The following is an 18716-nucleotide window of genomic DNA, read 5'->3' on the forward strand; positions in this document are numbered from 1 at the left end:
GGTTCACCATCCCGAGGCGGTGTAGACCACGGAGGTGACCGCCCGGTCACCCCAGGCGAGCTCGCGTAGCAGACTCAGCGCGCCCTCCTCGGGATCGATCAGGTCGATGCCCCGGCGGGCGTACTCCCGGCTCAGCTCGGCGCTGACCATCCCGCCGTGCACCGAGCCCGGCGCCCACGGACCCCAGTGCACGGTCAGGCAACGTACCCCGGTGCCGGCCGCCCACCGGCCACCGATCCGGTCGAGCGCGTCGTTGGCGGCGGCGTAGTCGCTCTGACCCCGGTTGCCGTACGCGGCCGCGATGCTGCCGAACAGCACCACGAAGCGTGGATCGGAGCCGTCGCGCAGCGCGTCGAGCACCGTCACCGCACCTTGCACCTTCGTCTGGAACACCCGGGCGAACGACGCCGGATCCTTTTCGGCGATCAGCTTGTCCTCGATCCGGCCGGCCGCGTAGACCAGGCCGTCGATCCGTCCGTGCTGACCCTGGATCTCCTTGAGCAGTTGCCGGGTGGCGTCGGCGGCGGTGACATCGAGGCTGTGGTAGCGCACCTGGCTGCCGAGTTCCCGCAGCTCGTCCAGGGTCGCGCGGACCTCGCGGGCGGCCAGGATCGCGGTGGCCGTGCGGTCGATTTCCGCCGGTGCGCGCATCCCCTGGGCGACCAGCGCGGCCCGCAACGCCGGCTTGTCCGCCGCAACGGCCAGCGCCGGGGACTCCGCCTCCTGCGGCAGCGGGGTACGGCCGATCAGCTCGATGCGGCATCGGCTGGCGGCGGCCAGAGTACGGGCGAACCACGGAGTGATGCCCCGGGCACCACCGACGAGCACCACCACCGAGTCTTGGTCCAGACCGATCGCCTGGGTCTCGGCGACACCGTCACCGGCCGGTCCGGCACCGCCTGCGGCGAGCGGGCCGAGATCGACCGCGGCCAGGTCGACGGTCTGCCGGCCGGTCGCCGACCAGGTGACGATCGGGGTCCGTCCGCCACTGAGCAGTTCGGTGACCAGGCCGGTGGCAAGCTGGGTGTGGTCGGCGCCCGCCGGTGCCTCCAGATAGGTCACCGAAACCTGCGGGTACTCCCGTTGGATGGTCCGGAACAGGCCGGCGAATCCGTCGGTTCGCGGACCGGCGGTGCCGGCGGCGACCAGCCACCGCACGCCCGCCGCGAGGGCCTGCTTGATGAACGGGAAGCTGCCGGGCAGTAGCGACCCGCCGCTGTCACTCAGCCCGTCCAGGATGATCACGCCGTCGTAGCCGGCCACCTGGTCCGACCCACCGGCGTGAATCGATCCGGTGGCGCCTGCCGCGCCGTGCTGGGCGAGCTGCTCGGCCAGCGGTGCCAGGGCCGGCGACCCGCCGGTGATCAGGAACCGGGTGCCGGCGAGCGTCTCCGGCGCGACGACCGCGCCGGTGGCGGGAACTGGCCGGGCGACGAGTCGACGTGGGGCCGTACCGCTGTCCGGGCCGGATCCGGCCGGCTGCACCGGAGATGCCGCCGGTGCCGCCTCAGGTGCCTGATCAGCCGCCATCTTCTCGGCCAACCACGCCACCATCGTGCGCACCGTCCGAGCCCGAACCAGCTCCTCCAACTCCGACTCGTCACCATCCACCGACAACCGCAACCGGGTCGCCACCTCACCAGCAACCTCAGCCCGCTTGATCGAATCGATACTCAGATCCGCCTCAAGATCCAAATCCAACTCAATCAAATCCACCGGATACCCGGTCCGCTCACTCAACACCTCCAGAATCGCCTCCTGGAACTGCGCCACCCCCACCGACACAGCCGCCGGCCCGGCCGCCGAAGGCGACATGGACACAGCGGGCGCCGAGACGGCCGGCGCGGTGGCCGTGGTCGGGACGGCCGGCGCGGTGGCCGTGGTCGGGACGGCCGCCGGTGATTCGGCCGGAGATGCCGCCGGTGCCGCCTCAGGTGCCTGATCAGCCGCCATCTTCTCGGCCAACCACGCCACCATCGTGCGCACCGTCCGAGCCCGAACCAGCTCCTCCAACTCCGACTCGTCACCATCCACCGACAACCGCAACCGGGTCGCCACCTCACCAGCAACCTCAGCCCGCTTGATCGAATCGATACTCAGATCCGCCTCAAGATCCAAATCCAACTCAATCAAATCCACCGGATACCCGGTCCGCTCACTCAACACCTCCAGAATCGCCTCCTGGAACTGCGCCACCCCCACCGACACAGCCGCCTGCCGTACCGCGACCGTCGCTGCCGTCGACACGGGATCCGTGGGGGTCGCCACCGACGTGGCGGCGACAGCCGGTGCGGGGGTCTTGTGGACCGTCGTGGCCGCCGGCACGTCCTCGCGCACTGGTGGAGCGGGCCAGACGGCGGGTGCCGCCGGAGCAGCCTGGGCGGCGGGTGCCGCCGGAGGCGTCGGGTCGGCAGGCGACGCCGGGATGGCCGGCAGATCGGTCACCCGGGGTGCGCTGGTCGGCGCGGACACCTCGGGGTAGCTGCTCGGCGCGGCGATCGCCGGCTGAGCCACCACCGACGGATATGCCGCAGGCCCGACCCACCCGTTGCCGGCCGGGGGCTGCTCCCCGAAGTACGCCAACATCACGTCCCGCTGGGAGGCGATCAGTTCCCGACTCGTTCGCAGAAACTCGCTGATCAGTTCGTCGCGCCCGTCCCGGTAGCCGGCTGCGGGGACGGGCCGGACCCCGGCATCGGCAGCTGGGAGGTGGCTGATCCCGTTGCCGGGCACATGGGCCACACCGTTGCCATGCCCGTTGCTTGGATTATGCCCGTTGCCGGACACGTTGCCGAGACCACGACCGTTTCCGGCCTCGGTGGATGCACTCATCAACAGCTCCTTGATTTGTCGGGGAGGCGTCATGCCGCCGGGCAGCGGCCGGCCATGCTGGTCGCGTACCAGCTGCCCGTCGACTGTCCAGACCGGACGCGACGGCGGCGGGGCGGACGCGATCTCGGCAACTCGCCGGCCGCGGTAGAGCCAGTCGGTCTGCACCGGGACCCCGGCGCAGGCCAGTTCGGCGACGGCGGAGAGAAAGCCACGTAGTCCGTCCGCCCGCCGACCGTCGCAGGCCACCGCCACGTGAGGGCGCTCACCCAGGACGGCGTCGACCAGCCGGGTGAGTACCTGGCCGGGACCGGTTTCGACGAAGACGCGGGCTCCGGCGGCGTACATCGCTTCGATCTGGTCGACGAACCGCACCGGGGCGCCGATCTGCGCGGCGAGTTCGTCGCGGATCTGGTCTGCACCACCCGGGTAGGGCTGGGCGGTGCGGTTGGACCAGACAGGGAGGCTGGGGGCAGCCACCGGATGACCGTCGAGGATGGATCTGAAGGCGGTGACGCCGTCGGCGACCACCGGGCTGTGAAACGCACAGGCCACCGCGATCGGCCGGGCAGACAGACCTTTCTCCTTGAGTACGGACACCGCGCGACGCACCGCCGGGGTCGGGCCGGAGACCACCACCTGCCGCGGGCCGTTGTGGTTGGCGAGCACCACCTGACCGGCCAGCCCGGCCCCGGACAGCACCTCACCGATCTGCTCGGCGGTGGCCGCCACTGCGGCCATCGTGCCGGGATCGTTGCCAGCGGCCGTCAGGATCGCGTCGGCGCGCCGGCGACTCAGCTCGAGCAGTGTCCGATCCTCGAATGCGCCGGCGACGCACAGCGCCACCAGTTCGCCGTAGCTGTGCCCGCCGGCCAGGTCCGGCCGGATGTTCAGCCGACCGAGCAGGTGGTGCACGGCGAGCCCACCGATGCCGAGCACCGGCTGGGCGATCCGGGTGTCCCGGACCCTGTCCTGTTGACCCCGGTCGTACTCGGGGTCGAACGCGGCCGGTGGGAAGAGCGGTTCGACGTAGTCACGGCCGATGCTTAGGAACCGCTGCAGCTCGGGGAAGCTGACGAACAGGTCGGCCAACGCGCCCGGGCGTTGGCTGCCCTGGCCCGGGAAGAGGAAGGCGACCTTACCGTCCGCGCCCGGTGGCTCAGCCGGCTGGAACAGCCCACGCGCCGGATCGTGCTCGCCGGCGATCGCCCGGCTCAGCAATCCGGCCAGATCGTCAAGGTCACTGGCGACGATGGCGACCTGCACCGGGCCGGACCGGTTCTCAGCCTGGCGGGACTGGGCGGCGGCGAGGTCGCGCAACCGCCAACGCCGGCCCAGGGCGTCGCGGGTGTCGATGGTGTCCAGTAGTACCCGCATCGCCTGGTGGGTGCCGGCCCGGTCGCCGGCCCGGAAGCAGAACAGCTCGGCCGGCCATTCGTCGCGGGCGTGTCGCGGTTCGGGTGCGTCGGCGTAGGCGCTGAGCACCGCGTGGAAGTTGGTGCCGCCGAACCCAAAGGCGCTGACCCCGGCGACGCGTTCGCGGGCCGGTGCCGCCCAGGGCCGCGCCGAGGTCTCGAAGGCGAACGGGCTCCGTTCGGGGTGCCAGGCCGGGTTGGGCCGGGTCACGTGCAGGGTGGGCGGCCGGACCCCGGTGTACAGCGCGAGCGTGGCCTTGATCAGACCGGCCAGACCGGCCACGCACTTGGTGTGCCCGATCTGCGACTTGACCGACCCGAGGGTGCAGCTGCCGGGCGTGGCACCCGCCTCGCTGAACACCGTGGTCAGCGTCTCCAGCTCGGTACGGTCGCCGACCACCGTGCCGGTGCCGTGTGCTTCGATCAGGCCGACCTGCGCCGGCGACACCCCGGCCTGCCGGTACGCGCGGTCCAGGGCCCGCCGCTGGCCGGCCGCCCGGGGCGCGGTCAGGCCCAGGGCCCGTCCGTCGCTGGACCCGCCGAGTCCTTTGACCACCGCGTAGACGCGGTCGCCATCGCGCTGCGCGTCGGACAGTCGCTTGAGCACGACGGCCGCGACGCCCTCGCCGAGCGCGATCCCGTCACCGGCGCTGTCGAACGAACGGCACCGCCCGGTCGGGGACAGCGCGTGCGCCGAGGTGAACATGAGGTAGTCGTTGATGCCGTTGTGCAGGTCGGCACCACCGCAGATCATCAGGTCGCTGCCGCCGCTGGCGAGTTCCTTGCAGGCGGCGTCCATGGCGGCCAGCGACGAGGCGCAGGCCGCGTCGACGGTGTAGTTGGGGCCGCCCAGGTCGAGCCGGTTGGCGACCCGACCGGCGATGACGTTGGCCAGGATGCCGGGGAACGAGTCCTCGGTGACGGTCGGCAGCTGCTCGTCCAGCTCACCGGGAACCTCCGGTAGGTAGGCCGGCAGCATGGTCCGCAGCGTCTGCGCGTGCCCCATGTCGCTGCCGGCCTCGGCTCCAAAGATCACCCCGGTACGGGAGTGGTCCACCCCGTCGCTGCCGGGGGTGTAGCCGGCGTCGACGAGGGCCCGCTGGGAGACCTCCAGGGCCAGTAGCTGGGTGGGGTCGATGCTGGCCAGGGCGGACGGCGGAATCCCGTACCCGATGGCGTCGAACGGGACCTCGGCGAGGAAGCCACCCCACTTCGAGACGCTGTACCGGCCGGTCTGACCGGGTCCGACCTCGGGCGCGTAGTAGATGTCCGGGTTCCACCGGTGCGGTGGCACCTCGGTGACAGCGTCGGCGCCGTCCAGCACGGTACGCCAGAACGCAGCGAGGTCCGGCGAGTTCGGCAGCATGCACGCCATGCCGACGATGGCGATGTCCAGCGGCTCCGCCGGCACCTCCGGCTCGGCCGGGGTCCAGTCGGCCTGCAGCCGCTGGGACCGGGCGGTGTGGAAGGCGACCGCCTGATCGGTGACCGTACCGTGCAGCGCCGCGACAGTGGTCTCCTGCTCCCGCAGCACCGCAACCTGGCCGGCCATGAACATGCCCTCGCTGAGCTGGGCCGCCTCGTCGACGGCCACCAGCGCGTCGCCGTCGCGCCGCTTACCCTTGCTGGCGATCCGCAGCCGGCCCACGTTGAGCAGCTCGAGGTGCTCCCACACCTGGCGGTTCTCCAGGCCGGCGGACTCGAGCTCAGCTCGCAGCGCGTGAAAGTCGTCGACGAAGTCGCTCTGCAGGCACCGGGTCACGTGTCCCGGTGCGGTCTCCAGCAACGCGGTCCGGGTCGCTTCCCGGGCCATCCGGGCGAAGGTTGGTTGGATCGCGCCGTGCGCGACGGCCTCCGCGGTGAACAGGTAGGCGGTGCCCATCAGCACCCCTACCCGGACGCCTCGCCGAGTCAGCGGGGCGGCCATCGCGGCGATCATGGCCGCCGACCGGTCATCGTGGATGCCGCCGGCGAAGAAGATCTGGATCTCGGCTGCCTCTTCCTGTGTCGCACCGGCGAGGTGCTCGGCGAGTACGGCGAGCTGCGCCTCCCACAGCGGAAAACTGGCCCGGGGGCCGATGTGGCCGCCGCACTCGGCGCCTTCGAAGATGAACCGGCGGGCACCGGAGCGCAGGAACTGGCGCAGCAGCCCCGGTGACGGCACGTGCAGGAAGGTCCGAATCCCTTCCCGTTCCAGTTCCCTGGCTTGTGGTGGGCGGCCCCCGGCGATGATGGCGAAGTCCGGCCGGATCCGCCGGATCACGTCGAGCTGGGCGGCGCGGATCTCCTCGGGCGCGAAGCCGAGCACTCCGACGCCCCAGGGACGTCCGCCGATGCAGGCGGCGGTGTCGGTGAGCATCTCCTCGGTGCGTTCGGCGGTGGCCAGCGCCAACGCGATGAACGGCAGCGCCCCGTCGGCGGCGACTGCTGCGGCGAAGCCGGCCTCGTCGCTGACCCGGGTCATCGGGCCCTGCGCGACCGGCACCCGCAGGCCGAGGTCCTGGGCCAACGGACCGCCGGAGCGCAGTACCTCGGCCGCAGCGGCGTCAGTCGCCGCGTCAACGATCGACTCGCGGATGCCACGGACCGCAGCCGCGGCATCGGACCAGCGGCCGACGAACTCGGCGGCCAGCCAGCCGTCCTGGCCGACCGGCAGCAGGTCGGCGCGGGCCGGGACACCGGCCGCGCCCGGCCGACGCGGAGCCCGTGGGATCCCCCGGTATCCGTCGAGCAGGACGCTCTCCGAGCCGTCCATCCGCCGGATAGCGGTCAGTACGTCGGCCGGCAGGTCCGACTCGGGCATCAGGGCTAGCTGGTTGTCCAGCACCACACCGGCGGCCCCGCCCAGCACGCAGGCGGCGGCCGTGTATGGCCCGATCCCGCCCAGCGCCCAGACCGGCACGCCCAGGTCGGCGGCGGTGAGTTGCTGGACAAGGACGAAGGTGCTCAGCTCGCCGACCTCGCCACCGGACTCCATGCCGCGGGCAATCAGCCCGTGCGCACCCGCCGCCGCTGCGGTCCGGGCCGCAGCGAGGCTGGTCACCTCGACGAGAACGCGGTAGCGGGTCACCAGTTCGGACAGGTCCCATGGCAGCTCGCCGGTGACGACCACCAGCTCCACCCGGCCGGGGGCGAGCCGTTCGAGGTCGTCCACCGAGGCCGGACAGCTCGCCGGTACGCGGACCGCGATCGGCCCGTCCGACCAGGCGGCCAACTGCTCCACGGCGCGCAGGACCTGTGGCCGGGTTCCGGCCAGGTCGAGCACGCCGGTGCCGCCGCCCCGGCGGACCGCGCTGGCGATGCGTGGGCTCGACTCGATCTCGCCGCAGGGGGTGTAGGCGATCACCAGGTCACGCATGTCGACTGCAGTACTCATCAGACTCCCGCTTCGTGAGCAGTGGTCCCGCATTCGAAGCTGTCCGCCGGAGGATCCACCGTTGCGGCAGCTCAGAGCGAATATTTTGCATCAATCCATGTCACCCTGCGGAGAAACTTAGCGGCAACCAGTTACGACCGTGTGAACTCTGCCGATCAATAACGCCGACTTGGTGCGGGCAGAACCAGGGCAACTGCCCGACTTCCGACGGCAACCGGCAACCAGGCCAGCCCCGAAGCGGTCCGGTAACTCAGGTCACACCGGACGGTCAGGCAATGGATTCGTACGCTTGGATCCAGCTCCTCGACGATGCCGTTCGGTACCCCGGGGCCGGGTGGACCGACGGCACCCGGCAGCATGGCGAGGTGGCCCAGCCTTCCCTCCTCGTCGGTGTCCGCGACAACGCGGCCGCCATGCGTGCTGGCGGGGACCTCGCCGGCGCGTGCGAATACCTGCTGCGGGCGCTGGATTCGGCCCGCGACGCCTTCGGCACGGACGAACCAGAGGTCCTGTGGACCGCGCACCTGCTGGCCCGCCTTCAACGTGAGGCCGGCGACCCAACAGCCGCCCGACGGCTGTTGGAGGAGTCGCTGGCAGCAGGCGAACTACGGTTGGGTGACCGGGAGCCGGTCATGCTGGCTATCGCGTACGAGCTCGCGACGCTCGCCGAAGAACTGGGCAACCGGCATGAGGCCCGCCGCAACTTCGCCCGGGTCGCCGCCGCCGGCCCGGCGCAGCTCGGTGATGACCACTGGCAGGTCCGGGCGGCCCGGGAGTACCTGGCCGGCCCGTCGGTCGCCCCGGTCGATCCGGCTCCCACCGCCGCGCAGCGCGAGCCAGACCTGCCGACCCGACCGGTACCGCCCACCCGGCCGACACCGCCGGCACCGGCACCCCCGGTTTCCGGCCGGGAGGTAACGACCGCCGCCGATCGGCCGCCGCCGTTGTCCACCGCCGTGACCGGACCGGCCGCGGGCGTTTCGGCACCGCCGCAGTCCCTACCGGTCGTCGTCGCGGTCGGCGCCGCGGCCGCAGCGGTCATCGCCGCCGTGGTCGTGGTCATCGTGGGCGTCACCGTCCTGCTCGACGGACGAGCCACCACACCGACCGGACCGGAACGTCCAGGGTCCGACCCCACTGCGGTCGGCGACCCGCCGACCGCCCTGCGGCTGACCGACGACACCACGGCCGTGACGCTGACCTGGTCCGACCCGACCGCGGGAACGGTGCCGTTCATCGTCGCAAGTGGTCGTAGCGGACAGCAACTCGGCGCACTCGCCACGGTCAATCCCGGTCAGACCGTATTCACCGTGAACGGGTTGAATCCCGAACTCGACTACTGTTTCGCGGTGCTCGCCGTCTACTCCGCCGACGAGTACGTCCCCTCGGACCAGGTCTGCACCGACCGTCGGACAGCCGATCCGGACTAGTCGACGAACTCGGTGTTGATCAGCGGAAACATGAATCTCCGAGCAGTTCTTCGGTAATCCCGTCCGACGTTGTCCACAGGGACTGCCAGAGCAGTTTCCGGTGAGCGTGACGGCCCCATAGGATGGCCTCCGGCCGGGTGTCGGGGGCGGCTTCGGCCGGCGCTACGGACGACGGACATCAGACGACCGACGGGCGGAAGGCGACCTACTGTGGTCACCACGGGCGACGGCAACACACACGACGGCGGCACACGGCAGAGCGCCGGACCCGACAGCCGGCGCCGACGCGGCCGCGGCACGCTGGTAACTGTCGGCACGGTCACCGCGCTCGTCGTCGGAATGGGGCTGACCGTGCTCGGGCTCGGCGCGGCCGACCACGCGGCGGCCGGCTACGACGCGAGTTCGTGGTTGTGGAGCTCCGCCCGAAGCGAGCTGGCCAGGGTCAACGGGCTCACCGGGCGGGTTGACACCCGGGTCGAGGTCGCCGACGCCCAGGGCCGCCAGACTCAGGTGGCGCAGACGGACCAGTTCCTGATCCTGCGCGAGCTGGCAACCGGCAAGGTCAGCTCGCTCGATCTCGCCACGTTGCAGGTCGGCGCGACAGTCCAGAGCACGACCGGGCTCGGGGTGAGCGTGGCGATGCAAGGCGACGCGGCCTTCATCATCGACGCAGTCCAAGGCGTGGTTCGTCAGATCGACCCCAGGTCGCTGCAGCCCGTCGGCGACCCGGTGCGCTACCCGCCAGGGATCGCCGGTGGACACTTCGACGGCGCGAGTCGGCTGTGGATCGCAGTGCCGAGCGAGGGCACCGTCTCGGCGATCACCGCCGCGCCGCTGCCGAGCAACCCGGCGCAGGGCGTGGCGGAGTCCGTCTTCGACTCATCGATCCCCCGGCCAGCCGCTACCGAGCCGGAAACGGACGCCGCCGATGCCACCGCCGGGCCGGCCCGAGTCCGGACCGTGCCGGTCGCCCCGCCCAGCAACGAGTTGACCATCTCCGCACTCGACGACGGCGTCGCGGTGCTCAACCGGACAGCGGGCGCGCTGACCCTGCTGCGCGGCGGGGACCGCCGCGAGGTGCCGCTCGACCTGGACGGTTCGGGCGTTCTGCCGGCCCGCACGACCGGCAGCCTGGTCGCGGTCACTGTTCCCGAGCGGCGACGCATCGTCCTGGTCGACGACGAGGTCCGGCAGCTGTCGGTGCCGGGCAGCGGATCCGCACTACGTCCCGCCGTCAGCTGGGCGGGCCGGGTCTACTGCGCCGACGAACGCAGCCGGGAGATCTTCGCGTTCGACGGAGCGGGAGCACTGCTCCCGTCGATCGACGTCACCGAAACCAGCGGCCCGCTCGACCTGGAGGTCCGGGAGAACCACCTGTTCATCAACGCGCCCGACGCGGCCACCGCCCGGGTCGTCACCGACGCCCACGAGGTACGGCAGGTGGACAAGTACGCCAACGACATCCTCGGCGGTGATCCACCGCCGGCGCCACCACCACCGCCACCACCACCGGAGCCGACGGTCGGCCGACCGGATGCGCCACGCGCGGTCAGCGCGGCGGCCGGCGACACCACCGTGCGGGTCAGCTGGCAGGCGGCCGCGGACAACGGCTCGAGCATCCAGCGGTACGTGGTCACCGGCGACGGCCGCAGCTTCGAGGTGGGAGCCAACCAACGGTCGTTCGAGATCACCGAGCTGGTCAACGGCGAGACGTACCGGTTCTCGGTCCATGCGGTCAACGCCGAGGGCGCGGGTCCCGATCGGGAGTCCAACCCGGTCGTCCCCACCGCCGAGGTGCCCGACGCCCCGGCGAACGTCACCGCGCAGGCCCGCGCGGACGGCTCGGTCGCGGTGAGCTGGCCGGCCGCCGACGGCCAGGGCAACGTCATCGGCGGCTACACGGTCACCGCGGTCTCGGCCGAGGCCACGGCGCCGGTCGGCGACGTCGCCGGCACCGAGCTGGTCCTCGCGCCCGGGTCACTCGACTACGGCAGGCAGTACGCGTTCACCGTCGTCGCGGTCAGCGACCAGGGAGCCAACTCCACAGCGTCACCGTTGAGCAACTCGGTGGTGCCCTATACAACCCCGGGCGAGCCGGCGGCCGTCGAGGCGACCACCGTCGCCGACCAACGGGGAGCACTCCGGGTCGGCTGGTCGCCAGCGCCGGACAATGGGCGGCCGATCACCCGATACGTGGTGACCGCCGGCGACCAGCGCACCGAGGTGTCCGACGGCACCGCCGTCACCGTGACCGGGCTGGGCGACGGAGCCGACGTGACGGTCTCGGTGCATGCGGTCAACGAGGCCGGGGAGGGCTCGGCCGTGAGTACCACGGCCCGTACCGTCGCCGAGCCGAAGGTTACCGTCACCGGTGCCACCGCCGGCACCAACTCGGTCACCCTGAGCTTCTCGGTGGATGCCGGCGGCGGGAACGTCACCTGCAGCGCGGCGGCCGAGGGCGCGGCCCCCGTCACCGGCAGCTGCGACAGCATCCGGGTCGACGGACTCTACCCGGGACGGTCCTACCGGTTCACCGTCCGGGCCAGCAACGCGGCCGGCACCGGCACCGCCACCCACAGCCGGGCGACCGCGGACCTGTACGGCACCGCCACCTGCGTCAACGGCCCGGACGGTGAGCAACGCACCTACTGCGACGACGATGTTCCCGGACGCAACGGCAATGAGATCTTCTCCGTTCCGGAGCAGGACAACAGCAGTCAGGTCGGCTGGGTGCCCGACGGCACCCGACTCACCGCGCTGTGCCGCCGCCAGGGCGGACACGTCGACGCCTGGATCTACAACGGCGGCAAGGCCAGCACCTGGTGGATCCGGGTGGAGTACAGCGGGAAGAACTACATCCCGTGGGCCTGGCTGAACCTGGCCGGCGGCGACGACCTGAATCAGCTGCCCACCTGCTGACAACGCCCACCCGGACAGCCACCGATCCACCCTGGCGAGGAGACCAGCCGCAGTGACCACGACCACCCCGCTGACGTCCCACGAGGTGACCGGCTTCGCCTCGACCGCCGCCCGACTGGCCGGGGAGATCTCCACCGTGGTGCTGGGCAAACCGCAGGTGGTGCGACTGACCCTGACGGCCCTGTTCGCGCAGGGCCACGTCCTGCTGGAGGACGTGCCCGGGGTGGGCAAGACCACGCTGGCACGGGCCGTCGCCGCGACGGTGCACGGCCACTGGCGTCGGATCCAGTTCACCCCCGACCTGTTGCCCGCCGACGTGTCCGGAGTGACCATCTTCAACCAGTCCACCCAGGGGTTCGAGTTCCATCCCGGCCCGGTGTTCGCCAACATCGTCATCGCCGACGAGATCAACCGCGCCTCGCCGAAGACCCAGTCGGCGCTGCTGGAGGTGATGGAGGAACGCACGGTCACCGTGGACGGCGTCCGGCATCCGGTGCCCCGGCCGTTCCTGGTGGTGGCCACCCAGAACCCGGTCGAGATGGACGGCACCTACCGGTTGCCGGAGGCCCAGCTGGACCGGTTCCTGGTCCGGTTGTCGGTCGGCTACCCCGATGAGCAGACCGAGATCGAGGTGCTGCGCGGGGCCACCCTGCGGTCCCCCGAGGCGCTCGACCCGGTGACCGACACAGCCACCGTCGGCCAGCTCATCCAGCTGGCGCAGCGGGTGCACATCGCCGACCCGTTGTACGGGTACGCGGTGCGGCTGGCGGCCGCGACCAGGACACACCCGCAGATCCGGGTGGGGGTCAGTCCACGCGGGGTGATCGCGCTGACCCGGGCGGCCTGCGCGTACGCGCTGATCGGCGGCCGGGGGTTCGTGCTGCCCGAGGATCTGAAGGCCCTGCTGGAGCCGATCTTCGCGCACCGGCTGCTGCTCACCGCGGACGCCCAACTGCGTGGCGTCACGGCGGCCGAGGTGCTCGCCGACGTGGTCCGGTCGGTCCCGGTGCCGCTACCGGCCGGCCAGCCGGCAGCGGCCGGGGCCTGAGCCGCCGACCCATGAACGTCACCGCCCGCTGTCTCGGCCTCGGCGTCACCGCCGCCCTGCTCACCGCCGTCGGGTCCGTGCTCGGCTATCCGGAGCTCGCACTGCTCGGCACCGCCGGGCTGACGGTGGTCGGCTACGCGGCCGGCTACGCGCTGTGGCAGCCCCGGCTGTGGGTACGCCGTACCGTCGAACCTGACCGGGTGAACCGCGGCGACGCGTGCACCGTGACGTTGCAGGTCGGCAACCTGCGGCGGTGGGGCGTGGCGAGCGTCCTCGCCGAGGAGCGGTGCGGCCGGCGGTGGATTCCGGTGCCGCTGACCCAGCTGCGCTCCGGCGCCACGACCACGGTGCGCTATCCGGTACCTACCAATCGCCGGGGTGTGCTCCCGGTCGGCCCGTTGCGGGTGCTCCGCCGCGACCCGTTCGGTTTAGTCGCCGTGGCACGGGCGGACGGCGAACCGGTACGGGTATGGATCCGCCCACAGGTGCATCCGCTGCGTGCGGTGCCGGCCGGGATCGCCCGGAGCCTGGACGGCCAGATCGACCGGGTGCCGCACGGCAGCATCACCTTCGACTCGTTGCGGGAGTACGTCGTCGGCGACGAACTGCGCCGGGTGCACTGGCGGACCAGCGCCCGGATCGGCCAGCTGATGGTGCGGGAACACGTCGACACCAGTCTGCCCCGGATGGTGGTGCTGCTGGACAACCGGACGGCCGCGTACCACGACCAGGCCGACGGGGCGTCGGCGACGTTCGAGTCGGCCTGCGAGGCGGCGGCGTCGGTGGTCGATGCGGCGACCCGGGCCGACCTTCCGGTGCTGCTGCAGATGGTCGTCGACCAGCCGCCGCCGGACGACACGCCGAGTCGGCACCCGCTGGACCGGCTGGCCGAGGTCACGCTGGCCGGTACCGACCGGCTGACCGGCGGGGACCCGGTCCGACAGGTCTGCGACCAGCTGCGTCAGCAACGACCCGGCGACACCCTGATCTATCTGGCAGGCACCGGCGATCCGGACGCGGTCGCCCGTATCGGTGGGCTGCGCGCAGTATTCGCGAGCGTTCTGGTCGGCCGAATCACCGGTGCCGTCGACCCGTCGGCGGTCGGGGCACCGGCGGTGGGCGCCCCGACCGGGCTGGCCGGCGTGCTGTTCGTCGAAGCGGACGACGGGGTCGGCTTCGCCGCCGGCTGGGATGCGGCAGGTGACCGGTGACCAGAGATCGGACGACCAGGCTGGCGCGTCTCGGCGCGGTGGCGGCGGCGCTGATCGCGATGACCGGGTCAGCAGCGGTCCTGCTCGGCCGGATCTACGACGGGGCGGCGGCCGGCTGGCTGATCGCCGGCGCCGGCTCAGCGGCGGTGCTGGTCGGCACGTTCGCCCGGCGGCTACCGAACTGGCAGGTGGCGCCGCTGTCGGTCGTGCTGATGGCTGGCTACCTGCTGGCGGCCGGATGGTGGACGGCGGACCGGGCGGAGCTGATTGGCCCGGTGACCCGGCTACTCGCCGATGCCGCCGCGAACGGGGTTCCCCGGCTGCTGACCGCGATGATCCCGATGGAGGCGGTGCCGGACACGGTGGTGGTTCCGGTCGTGGCCAGCTGGCTCGCCGGCTTCACCGCGACCGAGCTCGCGGTACGGGCCCGGCGCATGCTGCTCGGCTGCCTACCGCCGCTGCTGTTGTTCGGCGCGGCCGCGTTCGTGGTCGGGCCGAACGCCGAGCCGGCCCGGTGGCCGGCGCTGCTGTTCGTCGCGGCGGCGGCGGTCGGGCTGCTGGTCACCGCGGCACCGGTGCCCGCTGCCCGGCCGAGCGAGCCAGCGGCAACGGTCGACCAGCCGGCCGGGCCGGGCAGCGGTGGCGGTGGTGGCGCGCTGACGGCGGTACGGCTGCGGACGGCGGCGGTGTCGTTGGCCGGCGCGGCCACCGTACTGCTGCTGGTGGTGGTGAGCGCCCCGTGGGTGGTGGCCCGGATCGCGACGACCGACGTCGACCCACGCCGCTACGTCGCACCGCCGCAGGTGGAGATTCTCGACGAGAATCCCCTGATCAGGATCTCCGGTTGGGCGCTCAATCCCGACCAGCCGCTGTTCGACCTGCGGGTCGGCGCGTCGCTGGTCTCGACGGTGGACGGGCGACGAGCTGCTGGGGCCGGCCCGCGTCCGACCGGAGACGGCGCGCTGCGGTTGACCCTGGCTGTGCTGCACGACTACGACGGCATCACCTGGCGGGTCGGCGGGACCTATCGCAACGCTGGCCGGGTGCTGCCGCCGGTCGAGGACGCTGCGGCGTCGCGAACCGACGCGTCGTCAACGGACGCCGTACGCCAGGAGATCACCGTGGCCGAGCTGTCCGGCCGGCTACTACCCGCGATCACCGCCCCGGTACGGGTCGACGGCGTCCGGGTCGCCTACGACCGGGCCAGCAGCACCTTGCTGCACCCCGAGGGTCTCACTCCCGGCGTCACGTACGCCGTCGACTCGGTGCCGCGTCGACCACCGCTGAACGCGCTGACCACCGCAGACGTGCCGGCCGGGGAGTCGGTTGCCCGGACCCTGCGGGTGGCCGACGGGGTGCCCGCGGAGATCCGTCGGCTCGCCCAGCAGCTCGCCCGGGACAACGGTGCGCCGTACCAGCGGGCGCTGGCCGTCGAGCAGTTCCTCGCCGACCACTACCACCTTGTCGCCGACGCGCCGAGCGGGCACGCGTACCCGAATCTGGGTTTCTTCCTCTTCGGGCCGCGCGACGCCGGCGGCCAGCGGGGCACCTCCGAGCAGTTCGCCGCCGCCTACGCGCTGCTCGGCCGGCTGATGGGGCTGCCCACCCGGGTGGTCGTCGGGTTCGTGGTGCCGTCCGGCGACGCGTCGGTGCACGGCAGGCACGCGGTGGCCTGGCCGGAGGTGCTCTTCTCCGGTGTCGGTTGGGTGCCGTTCGATCCGCTGCCCCGACCGGACAGCGCGCCGCGCCCGATCGAGGAGGAGTTCCGGCCGGCACCGGACGAGCCGCCGCCGGTCGAGCCGTCCGCGCTACCGACGGTCGACCCGCCGCCGTCGACTCCGCCGCCAGTGGCCTCCGCACCGCCGGGTGGCCGGCCGGCTGGCTGGCTGCTCGGCGTCGTCGCGGCGACGGTGGCCGGAGCCGGCGCCGCCGGATGGATCGGCGTCGTCCTGCTGCTGCGTCGCCGGCTACGCGACCGGCGACTCGACAGCGGCCTACCCGCGCACCGGATCTGCGGGGCCTGGCTCGAGGTGCTCGACGCGCTCCGGCTGGCCGGTCACCCGGCCGGGGTGCACATGTCCGCCAGCGAAGTGGCCGGACACGGTCGGGCGCTGCCGGACGGTGCGGCGCTGCCCCGGCTCGACCCGCTGGCCGAGCTGGTCAACCTCGCCAGCTTCGCACCGGGGCAGACCGACGACGAGCAGGCCCGGCGCGCCGGTGGTTACGCCACCGTCTGGGTGGCGGCGCTACGTGCCCGGCGGCCGTGGTGGCAGCGGCTGGTCTGGTCGCTGCACCCCGGTCCGCTGCGCTGGGACGGTCGCCGGCGGACAGCCGCCACCGCCGACACCACAGGGAGCGGTTAGCCTTACCTAAGGACGGCGGCGGGAGGCGGACGGTGACCGGGACATCGGGCGACACCCAGACGGAGTCACTCGCGCAGCTGCTCGGCGGGCGACGGGGCGCCATCGACGCCACGCTGCCGGCGGTGGCGTACGGCGTCGGATGGGTGGCCGGCGGGGAGTCAATCTGGGTCGGCGTGTGCTGCGCGGTCGCGGTCGGTGTGGTGATCGCCGGGGTACGCCTGTGGCGTCGCGACCGGCCCCGGTCGGTGCTGATCGGGCTGATCGCCGTCTGCGTCGCCGCGGTGATCGCGCTGCGCACCGGTCGGGCGTCCGATTACTTCCTGCTGCAGCTGCTGTCCAACGCGGCGAGCGCACTGGCCTGGGTGCTCAGCATCGTCGTACGGTGGCCGCTGCTCGGCGTGGTGGTGGGCGCGGTGCTGGGCCAACGCACCCGGTGGCGCCGGGATCCGGCGCTGCTGCGCGCATACGGTCGGGCCAGCTGGGTCTGGGTGGGGCAGTACGTGACCCGGGTGGCCGTCTTCGTCCCGCTCTATCTCGCCGACCAGGTGATGGCGCTGGCCGCCTTACGGGTCGCGCTGACCTGGCCGCTGGTCGCCGCCTGCCTGGCGGTGAGCTGGTGGGTGCTCCGCCGGTCGCTTCCGGCTGGACACCCGGGGATACGCCATCCGTTACCGGCCGACCTACGGTGACGAATCGGCCTCCCGTACGACCCGGGGCCGGTACGGATGTGACTAGAGTGACACGCTGTCCCGACCGCATCCGCACAAGGAGGCAGACGTTTCCGTGGCCGAGAAACCTGCTGACTCCGCTCGCGGCACCATTCGCAGCGACTCCGCTGCGGACAGTGCCCTCACGCAGCCGACCGTCGAGCTGAACGCGCTGCCCGGTGGCCGGCCGCCGGGCCCGAGGGTTCCGGACGCACCAACGGTCGAGCAGCCAACGGTCGAGCAGCCAACGGTCGAGCAGCCGATCGTCCAGCCGTCGAGCGCCACGGCTCGCCGGGGCCGTCGGGCCGCGGACCGCCAGGCTGACGCGTTCGACGAACCGACGGTCGAGCAGCCGGTGGTCCGCCCTGCGGCCGTCCATCCCGCTGCCGACGCCGCCGACGCGAACCGGCCCGCCGGCCCGGCACAACCACCGGTTGGACCGACCGGCACCGCAGCGGAATCGGCACAACCGTCAGCGGGAGCGGCCGGCACCGGGCCGGGACCGACGGGAACCCTGCCAGGACCGGCAGCGACCGCGCCACCGGACGAGCCGGACCGGTTCATCGCGCTGGCCCGCCGGTACGGCTGGGTGGTGGCCGCCGGTTCGGTCGCCGCGGTGGCGCTGCTGTGCTCGGCACCGTTCGTCTCCGGCAACGGACTGTTGTGGAGCCCGGCGAGTTCGACGGGCTCGCCGACCGCGACGGCGGGCAGCGCCCCGGCCGCGACCGTCACGCCGGAGGTCACCGACACCTCGCCGGCCGCCGGGAACGGCGACGGCGGGGAGTCACCCGAGGTGCGGCAGGCCGAACCGCCGGCCGTGCCCCCCGAACAGCCCGCGTCCGACCCCGCCCCTCCCCCTCCCCCGCCCCCGTCGGAGGACCCGCCGGCGTCCAGCGCCGCTCCGCCCGGGGGCGGCGAGCCGGAGCTGCTCGGCCCGGACAACAGCGACGATCTCCGAGGCATGCTGGACAGCTACTGCAAACAGGAGCACGGCGGCGAGTGGATGGCGTGGCCGCGCGACTGGCCGGACAACGGCACCGACTGGGAATGCGTCCGGCCCTGGACCCGTCATGACCGGGATCTCGACGTCCGCCGGGCCTGCGCCGGTCGGTACGGCGAGCCGGTCATCGCCGAGGTCGGCAGTCGTCGGGACGCGTACAGCTGGCGGTGCTACCGGGGCTGACCTCAGCCGACGAACACAAGGGTGTGGTGGGCCGACCGGGATCGCTGCGTTGGCCAATCCCGGCCGACCCACCACGGGCGGGCCTGACCGTGGGTATCAGGCCGTCTGCGGTGGTTCGGCACCGTCAGGCGGTGTCGAACCGTTTGGTGGGACGGTGGTACGTCGGTGTCGGTTCAGGTGATGGATCGTGGTGAAGGTGTCCGGGCGGGCGGGGCCGGCCGCCCACCCGGACACC

General features: G+C 72.4%; 8 protein-coding genes. 7 read left to right on the forward strand and 1 reads right to left on the reverse strand.

Going from position 1 to position 18716, the window contains the following annotated elements:
* Positions 1–3 precede the first annotated feature (3 nt).
* Positions 4–7620 (reverse strand): SDR family NAD(P)-dependent oxidoreductase, encoded by a 7617-nt coding sequence (locus ACFHW1_RS08765; RefSeq protein ID WP_416615209.1) that lies wholly within the window; start codon positions 7618–7620, stop codon positions 4–6.
* 275 nt (positions 7621–7895) lie between these two features.
* On the opposite strand from ACFHW1_RS08765, the gene ACFHW1_RS08770 reads away from it, so the two are divergent.
* From ACFHW1_RS08770 to ACFHW1_RS08800, 7 genes are all read left to right on the forward strand, one after another.
* Entirely contained in the window at positions 7896–9050 is a 1155-nt protein-coding gene (locus ACFHW1_RS08770) for a tetratricopeptide repeat protein (protein WP_416553408.1), read from the forward strand.
* A 300-nt stretch (positions 9051–9350) separates the two neighbouring features.
* Positions 9351–11969 carry a fibronectin type III domain-containing protein gene (locus ACFHW1_RS08775; RefSeq protein ID WP_416615216.1) on the forward strand — a complete coding sequence of 873 codons (2619 nt, stop codon included), beginning with the start codon at positions 9351–9353 and terminating at the stop codon, positions 11967–11969.
* Positions 11970–12021: 52 nt separating this feature from the next.
* Positions 12022–13017, forward strand: coding sequence for an AAA family ATPase (locus tag ACFHW1_RS08780; protein WP_416553410.1), 996 nt, complete (start codon positions 12022–12024; stop codon positions 13015–13017).
* Positions 13018–13028: 11 nt separating this feature from the next.
* Entirely contained in the window at positions 13029–14228 is a 1200-nt protein-coding gene (locus ACFHW1_RS08785; protein WP_416567697.1) for a DUF58 domain-containing protein, read from the forward strand.
* A complete protein-coding gene (locus tag ACFHW1_RS08790) occupies positions 14225–16591 on the forward strand; it encodes a transglutaminaseTgpA domain-containing protein (protein WP_416615210.1) in 2367 nt (788 codons plus the stop codon). The genes ACFHW1_RS08785 and ACFHW1_RS08790 overlap by 4 nt, the downstream gene beginning before the upstream one ends.
* Before the next feature lie 32 nt (positions 16592–16623).
* Positions 16624–17280 carry a DUF3159 domain-containing protein gene (locus tag ACFHW1_RS08795; RefSeq protein WP_416553416.1) on the forward strand — a complete coding sequence of 219 codons (657 nt, stop codon included), beginning with the start codon at positions 16624–16626 and terminating at the stop codon, positions 17278–17280.
* 94 nt (positions 17281–17374) lie between these two features.
* Entirely contained in the window at positions 17375–18481 is a 1107-nt protein-coding gene (locus ACFHW1_RS08800) for a hypothetical protein (RefSeq protein ID WP_416567698.1), read from the forward strand.
* Positions 18482–18716 lie beyond the last annotated feature (235 nt).

Source organism: Micromonospora sp. LOL_014, from assembly GCF_048060245.1.
Taxonomy (GTDB): Bacteria; Actinomycetota; Actinomycetes; order Mycobacteriales; family Micromonosporaceae; genus Micromonospora_E.